Here is an 18702-nt window from a genome sequence, read left to right as displayed (position 1 = left end):
TCGCGCAGCCAGGCGACCGTGTCGGCGCCGTCGGCAGCCTCATTGATCATCGGCTCGAACTCCCCGCCGGAGCCGAACGTTCCCCGGACGCTTTGCAGCACGACGTGGTACCCGCGGGCGGCGTAGAGCCTGGCGAACGCCAGCGAGAACGGGAACGCGCGTCCGTACGGTCCGCGGACCAGCAAGGTGCCGGCCGGGCTCGAGGTGATCGGTGCGTAGTGGTCGGCCACCAGGTCGATGCCGTCGCGCATCGGCACCCCGACGCGATCCACCGTGTAGCCGGTGGTTGCCGGTGGCAGGCCCAGCAGGCGGCCCACGGCGTTGCCGCCGAGTTGTCGAAGGGCCGCCAGCAAGTCCGGCGCGGGTCCGGTCGCGGTGGTGCGCACGCTCCCAGGTTAGGTTTTCGGCGGGTTTCCCCAGCGACCGGCAGCGCTCAGAACTTGTAGTAGGGCGCCAGATCGTTGGCCCGCTGCAGGTTGGTGGCCATGCAGTCCACCTCCGGGTTCGAGTAGATCGTCGAGAAGTACAGGGCCTGCTGGATCACCCCGTAGCTGGTCTTGAACGCCACCATGCAGGAGTAATACCAGTAGCTGTTGTGATAGGTCGGCTTCATCACCCAGTACTGCGCGGCGCGGTGACCCTGGATCGTGGTCTCGACGGCGTCGGCGGGCAGGCTGTCCTGGTAGGTGCGCCAGACGATGGGCTCGACGGCCACCTGGTAGTTGCCGGCGTCGAAGTGGCAGCGCAGCCCGTCCTCGTGTTCGGGCGGTGTGAACGCCAACCCGAGGCGCGCGATGACGTCGAACGGGATGTCCTCGCAGGCGTCGAAGGGGCGCGGGTCTGTGGTGGCCACGATCGGGCTCTTCATGGTGGTTTCCATCGGCTGACCGGTCGCCCTCAGTTCAACGGCCCCGCCCGTGGTAGCCGGGCCCGCAGCGCCGTCGGCGCCCATGATGCCCACGGTGCCCCCCGCGACCGCCGCCACCAGCGCGGCCAGCGCTCCGATCCGACGCATACCGGCGAACATGACACCCCCTGCTGCCTCGGCGGTCCCTTGCGGGGAGTGTACAAGTCACGTGCGCGGCGTCACAGCGAACGGTGAACTTGTTCTCATCGGGCGATCACGTACCGTGCCCTAACCGGCGTTTTCCGCCGATTCACTACTCTGGGTAGTCGTGGCCTGGCAAGAATCCGGGAAAGAGCCCAGACCGGGGCAGGAATCCGCAAACGGCGCGCAACCGACACTGTGGGCGGTTTCCGACCTGCACACCGGGCATCTCGGCAACAGGCCGGTCACCGAATCGCTGCACCCGTCCTCGCCGGACGATTGGCTGATCGTCGCCGGCGACGTCGCCGAACGCACCGACGAGATCCGTTGGGCGCTTGACGTGCTGCGGCGCCGATTCGCCAAGGTGATCTGGGTCCCGGGCAACCATGAACTGTGGACCACCAATCGCGATCCGAGGCAGATCTTCGGCCGGGCGCGCTACGAGTACCTGGTCGACATGTGCGACGAGATGGGCGTGGTCACGCCCGAGCATCCGTTCCCGGTGTGGACCGAACGCGGAGGCCCGGCGACGATCGTGCCGATGTTCCTGCTCTACGACTACAGCTTCTTGCCCGACGGGGCGGCGAGCAAAGCCGAGGGCCTGGCGATCGCCCGGCAGCGCAATGTGGTGGCCACAGATGAATTTCTGCTCTCACCCGAGCCGTACCCCACGCGCGAGGCCTGGTGCCGCGATCGGCTGGCCGCCACCCGCGCCCGCCTGGAAGAGCTGGACTGGATGACGCCGACCGTGCTGGTGAACCATTTTCCGCTGGTGCGCGAGCCCTGCGACGCGTTGTTCTACCCCGAGTTCTCGCTGTGGTGCGGAACCACCAAGACCGCCGACTGGCACACGCGCTACAACGCGGTCTGCTCGGTGTACGGGCACCTGCACATCCCGCGCACCACGTGGTACGACGACGTGCGCTTCGAGGAAGTATCGGTCGGCTACCCGCGGGAGTGGCGGCGCCGCAAGCCCTACGCCTGGCTGCGGCAGGTGCTGCCGGACCCCCAGTACGCGCCCGGCTATCTCAACGACTTCGGCGGTCACTTCGTGATCACCCCCGAGATGCGACGGCAGGCCACCCAGTTCCGGGAACGATTGCGGCAGCGGCAGAACCGATGACGCGGCGCACGTTGGTGTCGTCGGTGCTGCCCGACACCGTATCCGAGGACCTGGCGTACGCGGAGGTGTATTCCGACCCCCCCGGCCTGAGCCCCTTGCCGGAAGAGGAGCCGCTGATCGCCAAGTCGGTCGCCAAGCGGCGCAACGAGTTCATCACCGTCCGTCACTGCGCCCGGATCGCGCTGAACGAGCTCGGCGTGCCGCCGGCGCCGATCCTCAAGGGCGACAAGGGAGAACCGTGCTGGCCCGACGGCGTGGTGGGCAGCCTCACGCACTGCACGGGTTACCGTGGCGCGGTGGTGGGACGGACCGGGCCGGTGCGGTCGGTGGGCATCGACGCCGAACCGCACGACGTGCTGCCGGACGGCGTGCTGGACGCGATCACGCTCGAAGAGGAGCGCCACGAGCTCGCCGTGTTGCCGCAGGGCCTACATTGGGACCGAATCCTGTTCTGCGCCAAGGAGGCAACCTATAAGGCCTGGTTTCCCCTGACCAAGCGGTGGCTGGGTTTCGAGGACGCCCATGTCGTGTTCGACCTCGACCCGCCCGACGGGATCACCACGGGAGTGTTCGTCTCGAAGATCCTGATCGACGGGGAGGCGCTGTCCGGTCCGCCGCTGACGGCGCTGCGGGGCCGCTGGTCGGTGGAGCGCGGGCTGGTTCTGACCGCGATCGTCCTGTGAGCGATCCGGGCATCCCGGGCATCCTCGTCGTCGACAAGCCGGCCGGAATGACCAGTCACGACGTCGTGGGGCGCTGCCGGCGCATCTTTGCCACCCGCAGGGTCGGGCACGCCGGAACGCTGGACCCCATGGCCACCGGCGTCCTGGTGATCGGCGTCGAGCGCGCCACCAAGATCCTCGGACTGCTGACGACGAGTTCCAAGTCGTATGCCGCCACCATCCGCCTGGGCCAGGCCACGTCCACCGACGACGCGGAAGGTGAAGTGGTGCAAACCGTTTCGGCCGAGCATGTGAGCGACGAGGCGATCGCGGCCGCGATCGCCGACATGCGCGGCGAGATCCAGCAGGTGCCTTCGGCGGTCAGCGCGATCAAGGTGGGTGGCCGTCGCGCCTATCGGCTGATCCGCGAGGGTGCGGCCGTCGAGCTGGCGGCCCGTCCGGTGCGCATCGACCGTTTCGAGGTGCTGGCCGCGCACCATGGCGGCGAAACCGTCGATGTCGAGGTGGAGGTCGACTGCTCGTCGGGAACCTACGTCCGGGCGTTGGCCCGCGATCTGGGCCGCGTGCTGGGCGTCGGCGGGCATCTGACGGCTTTGCGGCGCACCCGCGTCGGGCGCTTCGGGCTGGAAATGGCGTGCCCGCTCGACGAACTGGCCGACTCGCCCCGGCTGAGCTTGACCCTGGATCAGGCGTGCCTGCTGATGTTTCCGCGCCGCGACCTGTCCGCCGAAGAGGCGGAAGCCACCGGCCATGGTCGTCCCCTGCGGCCGGGCGGCATCGACGGGATCTACGCCGCCACCGCAGCCGACGGTCGGGTGATCGCGCTGCTGCGCGACGCGGGCCAGCGGACCAAGTCGGTGGTGGTGCTCCGGCCTGCCACGCTGTAGGGCGGGAGGCGCCGGCGCGTCAGAGCCGGCCGAGCAGTTCGGCCTTCTTCGCGGCGAACTCCTCGTCGGAGAGGATGCCCCGCTGATGCAGGTCGGCCAGGGATTCGATGGCCGCCACGATGGCCGCGGAATCACCGGCCGCGCCGGACGCGGGCGCTGCCGTCGGCGCCTCGGCCGCGAAGTGCGGCGTCGGGTGGGACTGGTACTGCGACTGGAACTGCGGCGGAGCCGCTGCCGTGGGGGCCTGCCCCGCCTGTTGCGTGCCGAGGTCACGCAGCGTCGATACGCCGAAGGTGCCCAACTGGCTGGTGAAGTTCACCGAGCCGTAGCCGCCACCCTGCTGTTGTTGCACGCCGCTGATGTGGTGCTCGCCCGTGTCGAAAACCCGGGTAACTCCGTCGATCTGGATTGCCAGCCGCCGAGTGGCCGGGAAGAAGGCGTAGCGCACATTGTTCTGACCGCCCGAGGCGCTCGGGACGCCGAGCTCGGCCGGCCACCAGTTCGACGAGGGAGGAAACACGGGAGTGGTCGCGAGAAGTTGCACCAGCTCGTTGCAGAGCGCGTCGACGCGTGCCTTGAGCGCGTTGTCGAACATGTCGCCGACCATCGTCATCCCGCCCCGCATCCATTGTCCGGTCCCGCCGAGCTCCGGGATGGCGAACTGGGCCATCGTGCCGCCGCCGGCGCGCAGGGAGAACAGCATTGCCAGCACCGCCTCTCGGGACAGCCCGTGGCGCTGTGCGATTTCGGTGATGGCTTGGTCGGCTTCGGGAGTGACCGTTGCCTTCATGATCGTGAGTCTTTCGTCGTCGGTGTCGGTTCGAGCCTACGCAGTCACGCCTGAACGGGCATCCGGCGGATAGCGCTCACGCGGGGTTCCTGCCGACGAGCCGCGCGGTTAAGCTGCCGACTAGACGGGTGTCAAAAAACCCAAGGGTCGAAAGGTGCGCGCATGTCCAACAAGGGGTCCAACAGGGTCTACGTCGTCGGCGTCGGCATGACGAAGTTTGAAAAGCCGGGCCGCCGAGAGGGCTGGGATTACCCGGACATGGCTCGCGAGTCGGGAACGAACGCGCTGCAAGACGCCGGCATCGACTATCGCGAGGTGGAGCAGGGGTTCGTCGGCTACGTCGCCGGTGACTCGACCTCCGGGCAGCGGGCGCTCTACGAGCTGGGCATGACCGGGATTCCCATCGTCAACGTCAACAACAACTGCTCTACCGGTTCGACGGCGCTGTTCTTGGCGGCACAAGCCGTCCGCGGCGGGATCGTGGACTGCGCCGTCGCGCTCGGCTTCGAGAAGATGCAGCCCGGCGCCTTGAGTGGCGGCGCCCAGGACCGCGAATCGCCGATGGGCAGGCACGTCAAGGCCATGGCCGAGATCGACGAGTTCGCGATGCCCGTCGCACCGTGGATGTTCGGCGCGGCGGGCCGCGAACACATGCGCCAGTACGGCACCACCGCAGAGCATTTCGCCAAGATCGGCTACAAGAACCACAAGCACTCCGTCAACAATCCGTTCGCGCAGTTCCAGGAGTCCTACACGCTCGACGACATCCTGGCGTCGCGGATGATCTCCGACCCGCTGACCAAGCTGCAGTGCTCGCCGACGTCGGACGGTTCGGGGGCGGCGATCGTGGCCTCGGAGTCCTTCGTCGACAGCCACGGCCTGGCCGGCCAGGCCGTGGAGATCGTCGGCCAGGCGATGACCACCGACTTCGCGTCGACCTTTGACGGCAGCGCCAAGAATCTCATCGGCTACGACATGAATGTCCAGGCGGCGCAACGGGTTTACGACCAATCCGGGTTGGGTCCCGAGGACTTCCAGGTGATCGAGCTGCACGACTGCTTCTCGGCCAATGAGCTGCTGCTCTACGAGGCGCTCGGACTGTGCGGCCCCGGCGAGGCGCCCAAGCTCGTCGACAACGGCGACACCACCTACGGCGGGCGCTGGGTGGTCAACCCATCCGGCGGCCTGATCTCCAAGGGTCACCCGCTGGGCGCGACGGGGTTGGCGCAGTGCGCCGAGCTGACCTGGCAGCTGCGGGGCACCGCGGACAAGCGTCAGGTCGACAACGTGTCCGCGGCTCTGCAGCACAACATCGGGCTGGGGGGCGCGGCGGTCGTCACCGCCTACCAGCGCGCCGAACGCTGAACCCCACTGACATGATCGAATGGTCCGACACCGATCTGATGGTTCGGGATGCCGTTCGTCAGTTCATCGGCAAGGAAATCCGGCCCCATCTGGACGAACTGGAAAGCGGTCAGCTGTCGCCGTATCCGATTGCCCGCAAGCTCTTCAGCCAGTTCGGCCTGGACGCCATGGCCGCCGAGGCCGTCAAGTCGATGCTGGAGCGCGAGCGGAGCGGGCAGTCTGAAAAGAGCGGGGCCGCAGGCGGTTTCGGATCGGGCGGCCAGGCATCGATGATGGCCGTGCTGGTCTCCGAATTGGCCGGCGTCAGCATCGGACTGCTGAGCACCGCGTCCGTCAGCATCGGCCTGGGCGCGGCCACGATCATGAGCCGCGGCACGCTGGCCCAGAAGGAACGCTGGCTGCCCGACCTGATGACGCTGAAAAAGATTGCGGCGTGGGCCATTACGGAGCCCGACTCCGGCTCGGATGCCTTCGGCGGCATGAAGACCCATGTCAAACGCGATGGCCCGGACTACATTCTCAACGGGCAGAAGACATTCATCACCAACGGGCCCTACGCCGACGTGCTGGTGGTGTACGCCAAATTGGATGACGGGGATGCCTCCCCGGACAAGAAGGTGGACCGGCGCAACCGGCCCGTGCTGATCTTCGTGCTGGACGCGGGGATGCCGGGGCTCACGCAGGGCAAGCCGTTCAAGAAGATGGGCATGATGTCCTCGCCGACCGGCGAGTTGTTCTTCGACAATGTGCGGCTGACGCCGGACCGCCTGCTCGGCGAGAACGAACGGCACGCCGATGGCGACGGCCGCGACAGCGCCCGCGCCAACTTCGCCGCCGAACGGATCGGGATCGCGATGATGGCGCTGGGCATCATCAACGAATGCCACCGGCTGTGCGTGGATTACGCCAAGACGCGAACGCTCTGGGGCAAGAACATCGGGCAATTCCAGCTGATCCAGCTCAAGCTGGCAAAAATGGAGATCGCCCGAATGAATGTGCAGAACATGGTGTTCCACACCATCGAGCGGCAGCGGGCCGGAAAACCGTTGACGCTGGCCGAGGCATCGGCGATCAAGCTGTACTCGTCGGAGGCGGCAACCGACGTCGCGATGGAGGCCGTGCAGCTTTTCGGCGGAAACGGCTACATGGCCGAATACCGGGTGGAGCAGCTCGCCCGGGACGCCAAGTCGCTGATGATCTATGCGGGCAGCAACGAGGTGCAGGTGACCCACATCGCCAAAGGCCTGTTGGCCGACTAGGCCACCACCCAGATCGCACGGGCCGCCGGACTGCCCAGATCGACCGTGCTCCGCGAGCCGTCATCCGATTCGATCGCAACCGAGATCATGCCGGCGAATTCGCGGCGGGTCAGGACCCGCAGCCGGGAGTCGAGGATGATCCCGACGTCGGCGAAATAGCGCAGCATCTGCGGATCGGCATCGGAGATTCGGGCCACCGTCCCGGTATCCCCGTCGCCGCACGCCCACAGCTGTCGGGCCGGCGGCGTGGGCACGCGCCCGTCCGAGGCGGGGATCGGGTCGCCGTGCGGGTCGCGCCGCGGATACCCCAGCTTGGCGTCGATACGGGCCACCAGGCGATCCGATACCGCGTGCTCGAGCACCTCGGCCTCGTCGTGCACCTCGTCCCAGCCGTAGCCGAGCTCGTTGACCAGAAAGGTCTCGAGCAGCCGGTGCCGGCGCACCACGTCGAGCGCCGCACGCCGCCCCGCCTCGGTCAGCGTCACCGCCCCGTACTTCTCGTGGTCGACCAGGCCCTGCTCGGCGAGTTTGCGAATCGACTCCGAGGCCGTGCTGGCCGAAACCCCGATCCGGTCGGCCAGCATTTTGGTGCTGACCTTCGCGGGCCCCCCCTCCGAAGACCATTCCTGGGCATTCCAGATGACCTTCAGATAGTCCTGGCCGACCGCGGTGATACCGCCAGGCCCGTCGTCAGCCCTCACAAGCAGAAGTTTAGGGCCACGAGGGCCCCGGTGAGGATGTCTCGCTGGGATGGCGCGCCATCCCCCGCTTCGGGGCCGTAGGCTTGCGGTCGTGCAGCGGTGGCGCGGCCAGGACGAGATTCCCACGGACTGGGGCAGATGCGTCCTCACGATCGGGGTGTTCGACGGGGTGCATCGCGGCCACGCCGAGCTGATCGCCCATGCGGTGAAGGCCGGGCGCGCGCGCAATGTGCCGGCCGTGCTGATGACGTTCGACCCGCACCCGATGGAAGTGGTCTATCCAGGCAGTCACCCGGCCCAGCTGACGACGCTCACCCGTCGCGCCGAGCTCGTCGAGGACCTCGGTATCGACGTCTTCCTCGTCATGCCGTTCACGACGGATTTCATGAAACTCACGCCGGAGCGCTACATCCACGAGCTGCTGGTGGAAAACCTGCACGTGGTGGAGGTCGTGGTGGGCGAGAACTTCACCTTTGGCAAGAAGGCGGCCGGCAACGTCGACACCCTGCGGCGCGCTGGCGAGCGATTCGGGTTCGCGGTGGAGTCCATGTCACTGCTGTCGGAGCACCACAGCAACGAGACCGTGACGTTCTCCTCCACGTACATCCGGGCCTGCGTGGACGCCGGCGACATGGTCGCGGCGACCGAGGCGCTGGGCCGCCCGCACCGCGTCGAGGGCGTGGTGGTCCGCGGTTGCGGTCGCGGCGCCGAGCTGGGCTTTCCGACGGCCAACGTGGCTCCGCCGATGTACTCGGCCATCCCGGCCGACGGCGTGTACGCGGCCTGGTTCACGGTCCTCGGGCACGGACCGGTCACCGGCACGGTGGTGCCGGGCGAGCGCTACCAGGCGGCGGTGTCCGTCGGCACCAACCCCACCTTCTCCGGACGCACCCGCACCGTCGAGGCGTTCGTCCTCGACACTGCGGCCGACCTGTACGGACAGCATGTGGCGCTCGACTTCGTCGCGCGCATCCGCGGTCAGCGCAAGTTCGACTCCGTGAAAGACCTCGTCGCCGCGATGGGTGAGGACACCGACAGGGCGCGTGCCCTGCTCACGGACTGCTAAACTGCCGGTCGACATCGGCGCGTGCTGCGGTTCGCGGTGGCCGCGTCCTGACACTGATGATCGCGGACCGAATGATGGAGAGAGTTTCGTGGCGCTTACGGCCGAGCAGAAAAAAGAAATTCTGGGTCAGTACGGCTTGCATGACACCGACACCGGATCCCCCGAGGCGCAGATCGCTCTGCTGACCAAGCGGATCGCGGACCTGACCGAGCACCTCAAGGTGCACAAGCACGACCACCACTCGCGGCGGGGGCTGCTGCTGCTGGTGGGCCGCCGGCGGCGGCTGATCAAATACATCTCCCAGATCGACGTCGAGCGTTACCGCTCGCTCATCGAGCGCCTGGGCCTGCGTCGCTGACTCCGGCAAATCCCGAGTGCCCGCTGGCCGGCGAACTCGGCCCGTGTAGAGTGGGAGCGTTCTGGGCCGGTTTCGGCCCGAGCAAACGGTGCGGTAGGCGCAGATCCGCGCGTGCCGTTCCAGCGTGTCAGCGCGCACGTCACCAGGGAGCAGCCCGGGTCTGCATCGGGCGGTCCTCGGTAGTGGCTGCCGGGCTCTCCGGATCTGGGGCAGGTCGGCCGCTTCGATCGATGGCCGTAGCCGCATTCAGACTCCTTATCTCACAGGGAAGCTCTCGGGTTACTCCCGCCGAACGACGCGAAAGCCGACTAATTGCAGAGAGGCCGCACGGACGAAATGTCTGTAGAGGAAATTGACCAGGGCGTGTTCGAGGCGACCGCCATCATCGACAATGGGAGCTTCGGCACCCGCACCGTCCGTTTCGAGACCGGCAGGTTGGCCCTGCAGGCCGCCGGGGCCGTGGTCGCCTACCTGGACGACGAAAACATGCTGCTGTCGGCGACCACCGCCAGCAAGAGTCCGAAGGAGCATTTCGACTTCTTCCCGCTGACGGTCGACGTCGAGGAGCGAATGTATGCCGCCGGCCGCATCCCCGGTTCGTTCTTCCGCCGCGAGGGCCGGCCTTCCACCGACGCCATCCTGACCTGCCGGCTCATCGACCGCCCGCTGCGCCCATCGTTCGTTGACGGCCTGCGCAACGAGATCCAGGTCGTGGTCACGATCCTGAGCTTGGACCCCAACGACCTATACGACGTGCTCGCGATCAACGCCGCCTCGGCCTCCACCCAGCTGGGCGGCCTCCCGTTCTCCGGCCCGATCGGCGGTGTCCGGGTGGCGCTCATCGACGGCACCTGGGTCGCGTTCCCCACCGTCGACCAGATCGAGCGGGCCGTTTTCGACATGGTGGTGGCCGGCCGGAAGGTCGAAGGCGTGGATGGGCCCGATGTCGCGATCATGATGGTCGAGGCCGAGGCCACCGAGAACGTCATCCAACTGGTCGAGGGCGGTGCTCAGGCGCCGACGGAAGCCGTTGTGGCGCAAGGTTTGGAGGCTGCCAAGCCGTTCATCGCCGCGCTGTGTACCGCGCAGGAGGAGCTGGCCGGGGCCACTGGAAAGTCCAGCAAGCCGGTCGCCGACTACCCGACCTTCCCGGACTATGAGGAGGACGTCTACTACTCGGTCGCCTCGGTGGCCACCGACGAACTCGCCAAGGCGTTGACCATCAGCGGCAAGGCCGAGCGCGACGCGCGCACCGACCAACTGAAGGCCGAGGTGCTGGCGCGCCTGGCCGACACCTACGAGGGCCGCGAAAAAGAGGTTTCCGCAGCGTTCCGTTCGCTGACCAAGAAGCTGGTCCGCCAGCGCATCCTCACCGACCACTTCCGCATCGACGGCCGGGGAATCACCGACATTCGGGCCCTGTCGGCCGAGGTCGCCGTGGTTCCGCGGGCACACGGAAGTGCACTGTTCGAACGCGGCGAGACGCAGATCCTCGGAGTGACCACGCTCGACATGGTCAAGATGGCCCAGCAGATCGACTCGCTGGGACCGGAGACCACCAAGCGGTACATGCACCACTACAACTTCCCGCCCTTCTCCACCGGCGAGACCGGCCGCGTCGGCTCGCCGAAGCGGCGCGAGATCGGGCACGGCGCGCTGGCCGAGCGGGCCCTGATCCCCGTGCTGCCGAGCGTCGAGGAGTTCCCGTACGCCATCCGCCAGGTGTCCGAGGCCTTGGGCTCCAACGGGTCGACGTCGATGGGCTCGGTCTGCGCGTCCACGCTGGCGCTGCTCAACGCGGGGGTACCGCTGAAGGCGCCGGTGGCCGGGATCGCCATGGGGCTGGTTTCCGACGATGTAGAAGTCGATGGCAAAACCGAGCGTCGGTTCGTCACGTTGACCGACATCCTGGGCGCCGAAGATGCGTTCGGCGACATGGACTTCAAGTGCGCGGGCACCAAGGACTTCGTCACCGCCCTGCAGCTGGACACCAAGCTCGACGGGATCCCCTCCCAGGTGCTCGCGGGCGCGCTCGAGCAGGCCAAGGACGCCCGGCTGACCATTTTGGAAGTCATGGCGGATGCGATCGACAAACCCGACGAGATGAGCCCCTATGCGCCGCGGGTGACCACGATCAAGGTTCCGGTGGACAAGATCGGCGAGGTCATCGGCCCCAAGGGCAAGGTCATCAACGCCATCACCGAGGAGACGGGCGCGCAGATCTCGATCGAGGACGACGGCACCGTGTTCGTGGGCGCCACGGACGGCCCGTCGGCGCAGGCCGCGATCGACCGGATCAACGCCATCGCCAACCCGCAGCTGCCGACGGTGGGCGAACGGTTCCTCGGAACCGTGGTCAAGACAACGGATTTCGGCGCTTTCGTGTCGCTGTTGCCGGGGCGTGACGGGTTGGTGCACATCTCCAAGCTCGGCAAGGGCAAGCGCATCGCGAAGGTCGAGGACGTCGTGCACGTCGGCGACAAGCTGCGGGTGGAAATCGCCGACATCGACAAGCGGGGGAAGATCTCCCTGGTGTTGGTGGCCGAAGAAAACGCAGCCGACGCGGCGGATGCAGCGGACTCGGCAGGCAGCGCCGCCCCGGCTCCCGCTTCGGCCGATGCCGCTAGCTGATTCCAGAAGGCCGCCACCCGATCCCATGGCGGCCCTGCGCCGGGGGGCGCAGGTTGCCGAGGTGAACACCGAGCACAAGGCCGTCCGGCGCACCACCCTGCCGGGCGGACTGCGGGTGGTCACCGAGTACCTGCCCGCGGTGCGCTCCGCATCGGTCGGGGTCTGGGTCGGTGTCGGGTCGCGCGATGAGGGCACCACCGTGGCGGGGGCGGCGCACTTCCTCGAGCATCTGTTGTTCAAGTCGACCCCGACCCGCACGGCCGTCGACATCGCGCAGGCCATGGACGCCGTCGGCGGGGAGCTGAACGCGTTCACCGCCAAGGAGCACACCTGCTACTACGCGCACGTGCTGGACAGTGATCTGGAGCTGGCCGTCGACCTGGTCGCCGACGTGGTGCTCAACGGTCGGTGCGCCGCCGAGGACGTCGAGCTGGAGCGCGACGTCGTCCTCGAGGAGATTGCGATGCGCGACGACGACCCCGAGGACGCGCTGGGTGACGTGTTCTTGGCGGCGCTGTTCGGCGACCACCCGGTGGGCCGCCCGGTGATCGGCACCGCGGAGTCGGTATCGGCGATGACCCGTGCCCAGCTCCACTCCTTTCATGTTCGGCGCTACACCCCCGAACGCATGGTCGTCGCGGTGGCCGGCAACGTGGACCACGACGAGGTGCTCGCGCTGGTGCGCGACCACTTCGGGTCGCGTCTGGTTCGCGGACGCCAGCCGATAGCTCCTCGCAAGGGCGCGGGGCGGGTCGGCGGCCAGCCGGGGCTGGTGCTGGTGAACCGGGATGCCGAGCAGACTCACGTGTCGCTGGGCGTCCGCACCCCGGGACGTGGCTGGGAGCACCGCTGGGCGCTTTCGGTGCTGCACACCGTGCTCGGCGGCGGTTTGAGTTCCAGGTTGTTCCAGGAGGTCCGGGAGTTGCGCGGGCTGGCCTATTCCGTGTACTCGACGCTGGACATGTTCGCCGACAGCGGCGCGCTGTCGGTGTACGCGGCGTGCCTGCCCGAGCGTTTTTCCGACGTCATGGCCGTCACCGGCGACGTGCTCGAGGCGGTGGCCCGCGACGGCATCACCGAGGAGGAATGCCGCATCGCCAAGGGCTCGCTGCGCGGCGGCCTGGTGCTGGGACTGGAGGATTCCGGCTCCCGGATGAGCCGCATCGGCCGCAGCGAATTGAACTACGGCAAACACCGCAGCATCGAGCACAGCTTGCGGCAGATCGACGAGGTGACCGTCGAGGAGGTCAACGCGGTGGCCCACCGGCTGCTGAGCAAGCGCTACGGCGCCGCGGTCCTGGGCCCGTATGCATCGAAACGATCGCTGAAACGATCACTGCCCCAACAACTTCGGGCGATGGTAGATTAGCTCGGATGGTACTGGGCTTTTGGGACATCGCGGTGCCCATCGTGGGTGCCCCGATGGCTGGCGGCCCGGGCACCCCGGAGTTGGCCGCGGCGGTTTCCAATGCGGGTGGCCTCGGCTTCATACCCGCGGGATACCTCAGTGCGGAGCGGTTCGCCGACGACATCGCGGCGGCCCGCGCGCTGACGACCGGCCCGCTGGGCGTCAACCTGCTTGTGCCGCAACCGAGTGTCGCCGACTGGGCGGCGTTGGACTACTACGCCAACGAGCTCGAGGGAGTCGCCGAGCACTACCAGGTCGAGGTCGGCACACCGGAGTATGGAGACGACGACAACTGGGAACGCAAGCTCGAGGTGGTGGCCGATATCCGCCCGGAGCTGGTGTCCTTCACCTTCGGCGTGCCCTCGCCCGATGTCATACGACGGCTCAGCGCGCTGGGCCTGTTGGTGATGGTAACTGTGACATCGGCATACGAGGCCGGGGTTGCCGTCGCCGCGGGAGCGGACAGCCTGGTGGTGCAGGGCCCTGACGCCGGCGGCCACCGCGGCACGTTCGCGCCGGACATGGAGCCCGGCACCGAGTCGCTGCACCAGCTGATCGATCGAATCCATCGGGCGCACCGTGATGTCCCCATCATCGCGGCGGGTGGGCTGGGTACCGCCGCGGACGTCGCCGGCGTGCTGCGCAGGGGAGCCGTGGCCGCCCAGGTGGGGACCGCGCTGCTGCTGTCCGACGAAGCCGGAACCAACAAGGCGCAGCGCACGGCCATGAAGAACCCGCTGCACGGCAGGACCATCGTCTCGCGTGCCTTCTCCGGCCGGTACGGGCGCGGCCTGGAGAACACGTTCACTCGTCTGCTGAACGACGTTGCCCCGCTGGGCTATCCGGAGGTGCACCAGATGACGCTGCCGATTCGGGAGGCCGCTGCCGACTGGGAGGACCCGAACGGGATGGCCCTGTGGGCAGGGACGTCCTTCCAGGCGGCCCGTTCGGCGCCGGTGGCCGACATCGTCGCCGATCTCGCCGGCTGATCGTCAGGCCAGTACGCGCGACGGATCGGTGAACGGCAACTCCAGGCCGTCGGCCACCCGCTCGGACAGCAGCATGCCCTCATGCGTCGAAAGCCCTTTGGCCAGAGCGCAATCCGACCGGCAGGCCGCTCGCCATCCCTGTTCGGCGAGTCTGATCACATACGGCATCGTCGCGTTGGTCAGTGCGACGGTCGACGTCTTCGGCACTGCGCTGGGCATGTTAGCCACGCAATAGAAGAGCGCGTCGTGCACCGCGAAGGTGGGCTGATCGTGGGTCGTGGGCCGCGAGTCCTCGAAACAACCGCCCTGGTCGATGGAGATGTCCACCAACACCGCGCCGGGTTTCATCTGTGCGACAAGCGAATTCGAGACCAGCTTGGGAGCCTTGGCGCCCGGCACCAAGACCGCCCCGATCACCAGGTCGGCACGCTTGACGGCGCCCTCCAGCTCGTAGGCCGATGAGTAGCGGGTGCCGATGCGGCCACCGGACTCGGCATCGAGCAACCGAAGCTTGTTGATGTCGACGTCGAAGACCATCACGGATGCGCCCATGCCCCCGGCGATCCGGGCGGCGTTGTAGCCGGCCGTGCCGGCGCCGACCACGACGACGTCGGCCGCCTTGACGCCCGGCACCCCGCCCATCAATACCCCGCGCCCGCCTTGGGTCCGCATCAGATGATAGGCCCCGACCTGCGCGGCGAGCCGGCCCGCGACCTCGCTCATCGGGGCCAGCAGCGGAAGTGTCCCGTCGGGGGCCTGGACGGTCTCGTAGGCGATCGACGTTGTGCCGGAAGCCAATAGCGCGTCGGTGCAGGCGCGCGAAGCGGCCAGGTGCAGATACGTGAACAAGACCTGGCCGCGTCGCAGGAGGCCGTACTCCGGCGGAACCGGTTCCTTCACCTTGAGCAGCAGGTCCGCCTGGGCCCATATCTGTTCGGCGGTGCCGATCAGCTGGGCACCCGCGGCCTTGAACTCCGTGTCGGGGATGGCGGAACCCTCTCCGGCACCGGCCTGGATGAGCACGTCGTGGCCGCGGCGGATGAGTTCGGCGACGCCGGCGGGGGTGACGGCAACCCGGAATTCGTTGTTCTTGGTCTCGGTGGGAATGCCGACGCGCATACCCTCGAGTGTGAAGAAAATTCGATGTAGAAGCAATTAGCCCGATGATCATTCTATACAGTTGCGTTATGCCTGACAGAACTACGCAAGGAGCCCCCCGAGTGCCGAACTCGCCGAAGGATGTTCGACCAGCCGATATCGACGAGGTCGACCGCGGAATCCTGGCCCTGCTGCATGGCGATGCCCGCATCACCAACAACGCCCTCGCCGACGGTGTCGGCATCGCGCCGTCGACGTGCCACGGCCGGGTCCGGCGGCTCGTGGACCTCGGTGTCATCCGTGGGTTCTACACCGACATCGACCCGGTCGCGGTGGGCTTGCCGCTGCAGGCGATGATCGCGGTCAGCCTGCAGTCACATGCCCGCGGAAAGATCCGCGACTTCATCCAGCAGATCCGCCGCCGACGCCAGGTGATGGACGTCTACTTCCTCGCCGGCGCGGACGATTTCATCCTGCACGTCGCCGCTCGCGACACCGAGGACCTGCGCTCGTTCGTGGTCGAGAACCTCAACGCCGACGCCGACGTCGCCGGCACCCAGACGTCGCTGATCTTCGAGCATCTGCGCGGGGCGGCGCCAATATGATCGGCGAATGGACGACCCGACACGCGATCCGGCGGTGGCCATCGTCGGAGCGGGCATGTCCGGGCTGTGTGTCGCAATCGCTTTGGTGGGCAGCGGAATTACCGATGTCACCATCTACGAGAAGGCCGACGAGGTGGGCGGCACGTGGCGTGACAACACCTATCCCGGACTGACCTGCGACGTGCCATCGCGGGTCTACCAGTACACCTTTGCCACCAAGCCGAACTGGACCCACTTCTTCGCGCCGGGCGGCGAAATCCAGGCCTACTTCCGTGAGGTCGCCGACCAATTCGGGCTCCGCGACCGAATCCGGTTCAGCACCGAAGTCGTCGGCGCGCGATTCGACGGCGCCCGCTGGGTGCTGCGCACAGATGCCGGCAGCCTGGGGCAAGCAGAATCCACGGTGGACTTTTTGATCTCGGCGACCGGCGTGCTGCACGATCCCCGGACGCCGTCGATCGCCGGTCTGGCCGACTTCGACGGGCGCGTTTTTCACTCAGCGCGCTGGGATCACTCGGTCGAGCTGGGCGGGCGGCGAATCGCGCTGATCGGCAACGGATCCACCGGCGTGCAGCTCGTCTGCGGCTTGGCGGGCGTGGCGGGCCGGGTACTGCTTTTCCAGCGCACCGCCCAATGGGTGGTGCCGGTGCCCAACCCCCGATACTCCAGGTTCGCCGCGGTCACGCACCGGCGGATCCCGTGGCTCACTCGGTTCGCCTACCGGGCGTACAGCGCGGCCTTCGATACCTTCGCGGTCGCCCTGACCAAGCCGGGCCTGCGGCGAAAGCTGATGGCGGCGTTGTGCCGTGCCAGCCTGCGTCAAGTGCGTGACCGCGAGCTGCGTGCCGCGTTGACTCCGGATTACCAGCCGATGTGCAAGCGGCTGGTGGTGTCCGGCGGTTTCTATCGCGCGATGCAGCGCGACGACGTCGAGCTGGTGACCGCCGGTATCGACCACGTGGAGCCGCGAGGCATCGTGACCGAGGACGGCGAACTCCACGAGGTGGACGTCGTCGTGCTGTGTACCGGATTCGACACGCATGCGTTCTTCCGGCCGATGCGGCTGACCGGCCGGGACGGCATCGCCGTCGACGACGTGTGGCGCGACGGGCCGTGGGCCTACCAAACCGTCGCATTACCCGGCTTCCCCAATTTCTTCATGATGCTCGGCCCGCACAGCCCGGTGGGAAACCACTCGCTCACGTCGGTGGCCGAGTCGCAGGCCGATTACATCCTGCGGTGGATCCAGCGTTGGCGCCGCGGCGAATTCGACACGGCGGAGCCGAAATCGTCGGCCGCCGAGCGTTACAACGCGCGGTTGCGAGCGGCGATGCCGGCCACCGTGTGGACCACCGGCTGCGACAGCTGGTATCTGAACAAGGACGGCGTCCCGGAGGTCTGGCCGTTCACGCCCGCCGAGCATCGCGCCATGCTGGCGAACACCGATCGCGGGCAGTACGAGTTGCGCCTATAGCAGGTCATGCCGCAGTGGGCTTACCGCTGGCGGGGTCGGGCCTGGGCGAAGGTCCAGCGGTGACCCTCCAGGTCTTCGGCCTGATACGCGTGGAAGCCCGTCTTCTTGATGTTGCGGATGATCCTCGCCCCGCCCGCGCGAGCGTTTCGCAGGTGTGCCTCGAGATCGTCGACGAATACCCAGGTTTCGTGCGCGCCGGGGGGCACCCGGTCCGTGTTCGGGAACAGCATCAGCGAACAATTGCCGACCCGGAACTCGATCCAGGGATGGCCGTGCTCACCCTCGGGCAACGGGTCGGGAACGTCGGGTAGCGGATCGGGGGAGGACAGCCCGAAGACCGACGTCAGCCAGCGCGCGGCCGTCGCGGGCTTCGTGTAGTACAGGCCGACGGCCAACCGCGCCAGCTCGGGCTGCCGGCCGGCGACGGTCCCGCGGCGAACGCACCAGGGCCCGAACCACTTCGGCACCACCCGCAGCCATGCCGTGCCACCGCGGTCGCGCCCGCCCGGGGTGATCGTGGCGCGCACGATGACGTCGGTGCCGGCAGGGACCGGCTCGAAGGATACGTCGATCTCGACGTCGTCGACGGCGCTGCTCCACGCCAGGCGGGCACCTGGCTCCCAAACGGTGATCCGGCCAAGTTCGAGCCCTTCGCCGGTCACCTCGTCGTACACCTCGATGAGCCGTCCGCCGACGCCCGGCTCGCATCGCATGGCGACCGCGCGCGCCGAATCGAAATAGTTGATCGGCCCGCGTACCCACCACTGATCGAGTTCCTCGGTGAAGGCCCTGAATGCGGTGGCCGGGTCGACTGGCACCGATACCGAAACACTCGTGCTCGCATTCATGGCTGCCGTCCTTCTACGTGGCGCTTGAACGAATGCAACTGCTCGCTCCAGTGCGCCTGCACCTGATCGAGCCACGCCTGGACCGCGACGATCGAATCGGGACGCAGGCGGAACACGCGCATCCGCGCGTCGTCGGGCGAGCGCTCATCGATCACGATGCCGGCCTCTAGCAGCAACCGCAGGTGCCGGCTCATTCGCGGACTGGATATTCCTGCCGAGTCCGAAATCTCGCCCGCCCGCCGAGGGCCTTTGCTCAGCAGTTGCACAACGTGGCGTCGAGTCGGATCGGCCAGGGCCTCGAACATCGGTCCGACGTCATTAACCATAACCAAAATATCTCATATTTCGGAAAATAGTTGTTGGATTTGT

19 protein-coding genes are annotated in these 18702 nt (G+C 67.5%); 12 read left to right on the top strand and 7 right to left on the bottom strand.

Features of this window, described 5'->3' with window-relative positions:
* Positions 1-386, bottom strand: a 386-nt coding sequence (locus JO059_RS16660) for a CocE/NonD family hydrolase (RefSeq protein ID WP_293320623.1), incomplete at its 3' end; no start/stop codon positions are given.
* A gap of 47 nt (positions 387-433) precedes the next feature.
* Positions 434-1027, bottom strand: a complete 594-nt coding sequence (locus tag JO059_RS16655; protein ID WP_293320621.1) for a DUF3558 domain-containing protein — start codon at positions 1025-1027, stop codon at positions 434-436.
* A 148-nt stretch (positions 1028-1175) separates the two neighbouring features.
* Here JO059_RS16655 and JO059_RS16650 point away from each other — a divergent pair, with 148 nt between their 5' ends.
* From JO059_RS16650 to truB, 3 genes are read left to right on the top strand one after another with little or no spacing between them, the layout of a single operon-like run.
* Positions 1176-2171, top strand: coding sequence for a metallophosphoesterase (locus JO059_RS16650; RefSeq protein ID WP_293320619.1), 996 nt, complete (start codon positions 1176-1178; stop codon positions 2169-2171).
* A complete protein-coding gene (locus JO059_RS16645; RefSeq protein WP_293320617.1) occupies positions 2168-2854 on the top strand; it encodes a 4'-phosphopantetheinyl transferase in 687 nt (228 codons plus the stop codon). Before JO059_RS16650 ends, JO059_RS16645 begins: the two co-directional genes overlap by 4 nt.
* Positions 2851-3741: a tRNA pseudouridine(55) synthase TruB gene (truB, locus tag JO059_RS16640; protein WP_293320615.1), complete on the top strand. Its 891-nt coding sequence runs from the start codon at positions 2851-2853 to the stop codon at positions 3739-3741. The genes JO059_RS16645 and truB overlap by 4 nt, the downstream gene beginning before the upstream one ends.
* 19 nt (positions 3742-3760) lie before the next feature.
* Here the strand turns inward: truB and JO059_RS16635 are convergent, their stop codons facing one another.
* The gene (locus JO059_RS16635; protein ID WP_293320613.1) at positions 3761-4531 is read right to left on the bottom strand and encodes an SHOCT domain-containing protein; all 771 of its coding nucleotides are present in this window, start codon (positions 4529-4531) and stop codon (positions 3761-3763) included.
* 162 nt (positions 4532-4693) lie between these two features.
* Between JO059_RS16635 and JO059_RS16630 the strand changes: the two genes are divergently transcribed.
* Both JO059_RS16630 and JO059_RS16625 read left to right on the top strand, forming a co-directional pair.
* Positions 4694-5896, top strand: coding sequence for a lipid-transfer protein (locus JO059_RS16630; RefSeq protein ID WP_293320611.1), 1203 nt, complete (start codon positions 4694-4696; stop codon positions 5894-5896).
* Positions 5897-5907: 11 nt separating this feature from the next.
* Positions 5908-7155, top strand: a complete 1248-nt coding sequence (locus JO059_RS16625; protein WP_293320609.1) for an acyl-CoA dehydrogenase family protein — start codon at positions 5908-5910, stop codon at positions 7153-7155.
* Here JO059_RS16625 and mntR read toward each other — a convergent pair.
* The gene (gene mntR / locus JO059_RS16620; protein WP_293320607.1) at positions 7152-7856 is read right to left on the bottom strand and encodes a manganese-binding transcriptional regulator MntR; all 705 of its coding nucleotides are present in this window, start codon (positions 7854-7856) and stop codon (positions 7152-7154) included. The genes JO059_RS16625 and mntR overlap by 4 nt on opposite strands.
* A gap of 91 nt (positions 7857-7947) precedes the next feature.
* Between mntR and JO059_RS16615 the strand changes: the two genes are divergently transcribed.
* The 5 genes from JO059_RS16615 to JO059_RS16595 all read left to right on the top strand — a co-directional run bounded on the left by JO059_RS16615 (position 7948) and on the right by JO059_RS16595 (position 14308).
* On the top strand, positions 7948-8922 hold the full coding sequence (locus JO059_RS16615) for a bifunctional riboflavin kinase/FAD synthetase (protein WP_293320605.1): 975 nt from the start codon (positions 7948-7950) through the stop codon (positions 8920-8922).
* An 88-nt stretch (positions 8923-9010) separates the two neighbouring features.
* Complete coding sequence (gene rpsO, locus JO059_RS16610; RefSeq protein ID WP_096438806.1) at positions 9011-9280, top strand: 30S ribosomal protein S15; 270 nt, start codon at positions 9011-9013, stop codon at positions 9278-9280.
* Positions 9281-9616: 336 nt separating this feature from the next.
* A complete protein-coding gene (locus tag JO059_RS16605) occupies positions 9617-11911 on the top strand; it encodes a polyribonucleotide nucleotidyltransferase (RefSeq protein WP_293320600.1) in 2295 nt (764 codons plus the stop codon).
* A complete protein-coding gene (locus JO059_RS16600) occupies positions 11898-13280 on the top strand; it encodes a pitrilysin family protein (RefSeq protein ID WP_293320598.1) in 1383 nt (460 codons plus the stop codon). The genes JO059_RS16605 and JO059_RS16600 overlap by 14 nt, the downstream gene beginning before the upstream one ends.
* Positions 13281-13285: 5 nt before the next feature.
* Positions 13286-14308 (top strand): nitronate monooxygenase, encoded by a 1023-nt coding sequence (locus tag JO059_RS16595; protein WP_293320596.1) that lies wholly within the window; start codon positions 13286-13288, stop codon positions 14306-14308.
* Positions 14309-14311: 3 nt separating this feature from the next.
* On the opposite strand, the gene ald is transcribed toward JO059_RS16595, so the two are convergent.
* On the bottom strand, positions 14312-15427 hold the full coding sequence (gene ald, locus JO059_RS16590; RefSeq protein WP_293320594.1) for an alanine dehydrogenase: 1116 nt from the start codon (positions 15425-15427) through the stop codon (positions 14312-14314).
* Positions 15428-15495: 68 nt separating this feature from the next.
* Here ald and JO059_RS16585 point away from each other — a divergent pair, with 68 nt between their 5' ends.
* Both JO059_RS16585 and JO059_RS16580 read left to right on the top strand, forming a co-directional pair.
* Positions 15496-16011: an Lrp/AsnC family transcriptional regulator gene (locus tag JO059_RS16585; RefSeq protein WP_293320592.1), complete on the top strand. Its 516-nt coding sequence runs from the start codon at positions 15496-15498 to the stop codon at positions 16009-16011.
* 7 nt (positions 16012-16018) lie between these two features.
* The gene (locus JO059_RS16580) at positions 16019-17485 is read left to right on the top strand and encodes an NAD(P)/FAD-dependent oxidoreductase (protein WP_293320590.1); all 1467 of its coding nucleotides are present in this window, start codon (positions 16019-16021) and stop codon (positions 17483-17485) included.
* Between the two features lie 20 nt (positions 17486-17505).
* On the opposite strand, the gene JO059_RS16575 is transcribed toward JO059_RS16580, so the two are convergent.
* Both JO059_RS16575 and JO059_RS16570 read right to left on the bottom strand, forming a co-directional pair.
* Positions 17506-18333: a VOC family protein gene (locus JO059_RS16575; protein WP_293320588.1), complete on the bottom strand. Its 828-nt coding sequence runs from the start codon at positions 18331-18333 to the stop codon at positions 17506-17508.
* Positions 18330-18638: a metalloregulator ArsR/SmtB family transcription factor gene (locus tag JO059_RS16570; RefSeq protein WP_293320586.1), complete on the bottom strand. Its 309-nt coding sequence runs from the start codon at positions 18636-18638 to the stop codon at positions 18330-18332. Before JO059_RS16570 ends, JO059_RS16575 begins: the two co-directional genes overlap by 4 nt.
* Between the last annotated feature and the right edge of the window lie 64 nt (positions 18639-18702).

This window comes from Mycobacterium sp. (assembly GCF_019247615.1).
GTDB lineage: Bacteria > Actinomycetota > Actinomycetes > Mycobacteriales > Mycobacteriaceae > Mycobacterium.
This window is presented reverse-complemented; position numbering and strand designations above follow the sequence as displayed.